The organism is Brachymonas sp. J145 (assembly GCF_036312245.1).
GTDB lineage: Bacteria > Pseudomonadota > Gammaproteobacteria > Burkholderiales > Burkholderiaceae_C > Brachymonas > Brachymonas wangyanguii.
This window is the reverse complement of the sequence record NZ_JAZDCI010000024.1, coordinates 1-4,303: the sequence shown is the minus strand read 5'-3', so window position 1 is coordinate 4,303 and position 4,303 is coordinate 1. Positions and strand designations below refer to the sequence as shown.

The 4,303-nt window shown below is 60.1% G+C and carries 3 protein-coding genes, 1 tRNA gene and 1 other annotated feature; of the genes, 2 read left to right on the top strand and 2 right to left on the bottom strand.

Annotated elements, in window-relative coordinates:
* Nucleotides 1-16: 16 nt before the first annotated feature.
* A protein-coding gene (locus tag V1261_RS11985) for an IS3 family transposase (RefSeq protein WP_405197982.1) occupies nucleotides 17-1,248 on the bottom strand; the annotation gives its coding sequence in 2 pieces (ribosomal slippage) (nucleotides 17-981 and nucleotides 981-1,248; 1,233 coding nt in all).
* A gap of 109 nt (nucleotides 1,249-1,357) precedes the next feature.
* The gene (locus tag V1261_RS11980; protein ID WP_329772039.1) at nucleotides 1,358-2,641 is read right to left on the bottom strand and encodes a tyrosine-type recombinase/integrase; all 1,284 of its coding nucleotides are present in this window, start codon (nucleotides 2,639-2,641) and stop codon (nucleotides 1,358-1,360) included.
* A gap of 128 nt (nucleotides 2,642-2,769) precedes the next feature.
* On the opposite strand from V1261_RS11980, the gene V1261_RS11975 reads away from it, so the two are divergent.
* Both V1261_RS11975 and V1261_RS11970 read left to right on the top strand, forming a co-directional pair.
* Nucleotides 2,770-2,856 (top strand) — tRNA-OTHER (locus V1261_RS11975).
* A 178-nt stretch (nucleotides 2,857-3,034) separates the two neighbouring features.
* A protein-coding gene (locus V1261_RS11970; RefSeq protein ID WP_329771434.1) for an IS3 family transposase occupies nucleotides 3,035-4,269 on the top strand; the annotation gives its coding sequence in 2 pieces (ribosomal slippage) (nucleotides 3,035-3,317 and nucleotides 3,317-4,269; 1,236 coding nt in all).
* Nucleotides 3,313-3,429 (top strand) — a sequence feature (AL1L pseudoknot). Its footprint overlaps the gene before it by 117 nt.
* Nucleotides 4,270-4,303 lie beyond the last annotated feature (34 nt).

Below are 4,303 nucleotides of genomic sequence, written 5' to 3'. Positions count from 1 at the left end.
TGGAGTTCCCCCTATCTCACGGACGGTTGAGCGCTGAAGAATTCAGCGCGGTAACGGTGGTATTTTCTACCGGGGACTGCCCGGATTGTGCATTGATTTGCTCGAATTCGTTGGGAGCAAGGTAGCCCAGTGCGCTGTGCAACCGATGTGGGTTGTACCAGCCCTCTATCCAGGTAAACACGGCATGCCTGGCCTCGGTCTGGCTTTTCCAGCTTCTTCGGTTGACCAGTTCGCATTCCAGGCTGGCAAAGAAACTCTCGGCCATGGCGTTGTCGTAAGCATCCCCCACCGATCCCATGCTTGGGCGCACGCCCATTTCCTCGCAACGCTTGCCAAACACCGTGCTGGTGTATTGGCTGCCCTGATCGGAGTGGTGGATGACGCCCTGGGGCTTGCGCGTGAAGGCGGCCATCTCCAACGCCTGCACCACCAGATCGGCCGTCATGCGCGTGCCAAAGGCCCAACCCACTACTTTGCGGCTGTATACGTCGATGACTACCGCCAGATAGGCAAACCCGCTCCAGGTAGGCAGGTAGGTCATGTCTGCCACCCAAAGTTGGTTAGGAGCATCCGCCGCAAAGCGGCGATTGACCAGATCGCTGGCCAGCCCAGCCTCTCGATCACGGCGCGTTGTCACGCACCAGCCGCGCCGGCGGCTGACACCCTTCAGACTCGCCTGACGCATCAGGCGTTCGACGCGCTTCTTGTTGACGATCACCCCATCGCGCGCCAGTTGCGCGACCATGCGCGGCACGCCGTAGGTGGTATCGCTCATCTGATGGATGGCTTTGATGCGCAGCAGCAGCTCGGCATTGGCCTGATCGCGTGCACTGGGTCGGCGATTTAGCCAGTCGTGGTAACCACTGCTGGACACACCCAACACCCGGGCCATGGTGCGTATTGGGAGATCGGCCTGGTTCGCCTGCATCAGCGCGTAGACGGCGTGGACGTCTTCTCGCTTTGTCCGGCAAACCAGGCCGTAGCCTTTGCCAGGATGTCGCGCTCCGTTTGAAGACGCTTGACCTCCCGGCGCAAGCGGACGAGTTCCTCGCGCTCGGACGTTGTCAACACATCCTTGCCGGATAACGGCTTGCCAGCATCGGCTGCAGCGCGTGCAACCCAGTTGGCAATGCTCACCGCTGACACATCGAACTCACGTGCCAGCTCGGATTGGCTGCGACCGGAATGAAACAGCTCGACGATCTGCTGTTTGAATGCCTCGGGGTACGGGGGCTTGGTTTTTCCCATGGGGGCTCCTTTCTTCTCAGTGAAAGTGTCCGTCAAATGGGGGGAACTCCACTTGTGTAGCCTTTGCAACGAGATGCATTGCTTTGATATTTCCGGGCAAGCCGGTAAATCAAGCACGCAGCGCCACCACGTTCTCACTCGACGCAACAGCCTTGGCAATCTCCGATTGCTTCTCTATCCAGTCCGCGATGCGCTGCGCTTCGGGCTGGAGATATTGCAGGCGTGACGTTTCGAGGTAGTGCCGCGCGGTCACGTTGCCGTTCGGGATATGGTTCGTGAGCAGTTCCACCTTATAGAAGTCGATCCCGCAAATGGCGATGCCGATTGTGGTCATCGTGCGGCGCAGGTCGTGCGGTGTGATCTTGGTGCCCGCTACCTCGCTGACCTTCTTCATGGTGTCGCGCGGGTCTTTGATGTGCCCAGTGTCGCCCCATGATGGAAAGACGTGCTGGTTGTCCTCGATGCGCTGGCGCGTCTTGAGCAGTTCGACAGCTTGCGACGATAGGGGTAGCCACACCGGGTTCCGGTTCTTCGGATCAGGGATGTGCCACCAGCAGTTCGCCGGGTCGTTGTCGTCGATGTTGACCCTATCCCACGTCAGCGCGGACGCTTCGCCTATGCGAGCGCCGGTCAGCAGTAGGAACATCACAAGGTCGATGCTTGACCACGTATCACGGTTGTAGGCGTTGGCGCGTGCCTCTGTGAGCATGTGCCACACCGCGCCGACTTTGTTGTCAGGGATGCGGCTGGTGCGCGGTTTCAGTTCGACCCAATCATCTTTCAGCGCCGCGACCGGGTTGTGCAGCACCAGCGGCGTCCCGTCGTGCTTCTTGTACTGGCGACTGGCGTAGTTGATGAGGGCGCGAAGGACGCTGAACGCCTGGTTGGCTTGACCCGGTGAGCCGCCGTCGCGGTCGCCGCGCAGCCCCTTCGTCAGAACTTCACGGTAGCGCTTGCGGCAGTCGTCCTCAGTGATACCGGCGATGGGCTTGTGCTCCCACGCCTTGAAGGTTGTGGTCACATGTCGCTCAATCTCGCTCTTGCTGCTGTCCTTCAGCTTGCCCGGACGCGCCATGTAAGCGTCAGCGACCTTCCGCAGCGTCACCTTGGCTGCCTCGTCGGCCTTCTTCACGTCGCGCGGGTCGATGCCCTCGCGCATACCTTGCAGCACCTTCCGAGCCTTGCCACGTGCCTCGTGCTCAGTCCACTCCCCATAGGGGCCAATCGTGAAGCAGACGGCTTTGCCCAGCACTCGGCCTTGAGCGACAAACACCCGTTTTCCCGCAGCGGTGACGCGCAGCCCGTACCCCTTAACTTCTTCGTCCCAGTGAATCTGATAGCCCTCGGCGGGCGCTTGAACCTTGTCGATAAATGTCTTCGTCAGCTTCGCCATTCCCCTTCTCCTAGACGCTGTTTTAGCGTATGTTTAGCAATCTAGGCTAAGTTACGACAAGCTACACAAAACACACAACGACGATAAGTCGTTGTTTTGCAAAGGCGCGACGGGCTAAACAAAGCAGCGGAAAGCTAGTTAAAAGTAGCCTCCGTAAAACTTGAAAACCGCCGACCTGCAAGGGTCCGTGAGTTCGAATCTCACCGCTTCCGCCAGATGTCCAATAGATAGTGGGTTTTAGGCATGGTTTTAGTTCCTACCCAACGTCTTACCTAACTACGGTCGAAGTGCTGGAAAATGCACCTCGGCTGGCAGAAGATAGCCACCTCAGCGGTGGCTTTTTTGAACCGCCCCGGATTTTGAGGAGAGCTCAACTCTTGAGAAGATGGAGCCATGAACAAGTCCAACAAGTTTTCCCCGGAAGTTCGCCAGCGCGCCGTTCGCATGGTGCAGGAGCACCGAGCCGACTACGCTTCACTGTGGGCGGCGGTCGAGTCGATTGCCCCCAAGATCGGCTGCGTACCCTATACCTTGCTTGAATGGGTCAAGAAAGCCGAGATCGACGCTGGCCTGCGTGCCGGCACCACCACAGCAGATGCGCAGCGGATCAAGGAGCTGGAACGCGAGGTCAAGGAACTGCGCCGGGCCAATGACATCCTGAAGACGGCCAGCGCGTTTTTTGCCCAGGCGGAGCTCGACCGCCGGCTCAAGTCGTGAAGGCCTACATCGATCGCCATCGCGATGATTACGGGGTCGAGCCCATCTGCCGGGTGCTGCAGATGGCCCCTTCGTGCTACTGGCGCCATGCTGCTCGCCAGCGCAACCCGCAACTGCGCAGTGCGCGTGCGCAGCGTGACGACCATTTGAAGGCAGATGTCCAGCGCGTGTGGCATGCCAACTGGCAGGTCTATGGCGCCGACAAGGTCTGGCTGCAGCTCAATCGCGAAGGCATCCGGGTGGCGCGCTGTACTGTCGAGCGACTGATGCGCGAGATGGGATTGCAAGGAGTGCGCCGTGGCAAGACGGTGCGCACGACGATGCCGGATACGTCAGCACCGTGTCCGCTGGACCACGTCAAACGCCAGTTCAAGGCCAGCCGCCCCAACGAGTTGTGGGTGTCGGATTTCACGTACGTTTCGACCTGGCAGGGCTGGCTGTATGTCGCCTTTGTCATTGACGTGTACGCCCGGCGCATCGTGGGCTGGCGGGTCAGCCGCAGCATGCACACGGATTTTGTGCTCGATGCGCTGGAGCAAGCCTTGTACGAACGCCAGCCGGCGGCCCATGCCTTGACGCACCACAGCGACAGGGGCAGTCAGTACGTCAGCATCCGCTACACCGAGCGTCTGGACCAGGCGGGCATCCAGCCGTCCGTAGGCAGCCGTGGCGACAGCTACGACAACGCGCTGGCCGAGACCGTCAACGGGCTGTACAAGGCCGAGCTGATTCACCGCCGGGGCCCCTGGAAGACCAGGGAATCCGTGGAACTGGCCACCCTGCAATGGGTGCATTGGTTCAACCACGTCCGAGTGCTCACGCCGATTGGGGGTATTCCTCCGGCAGAAGCTGAGGCACACTACTGGAGGCAACTCGCCGCCAGCAACACCTTGGAAGAGGTGTCAACTTAAACCAATCGGCCTCCTCAAAATCCGGGGCGGTTCA

Excerpts from the sequence above, each read along its gene's own strand:
- V1261_RS11980 (WP_329772039.1), bottom strand. The coding sequence starts at position 2,641 with ATGGCGAAGCTGACGAAGACATTTATCGACAAGGTTCAAGCGCCCGCC.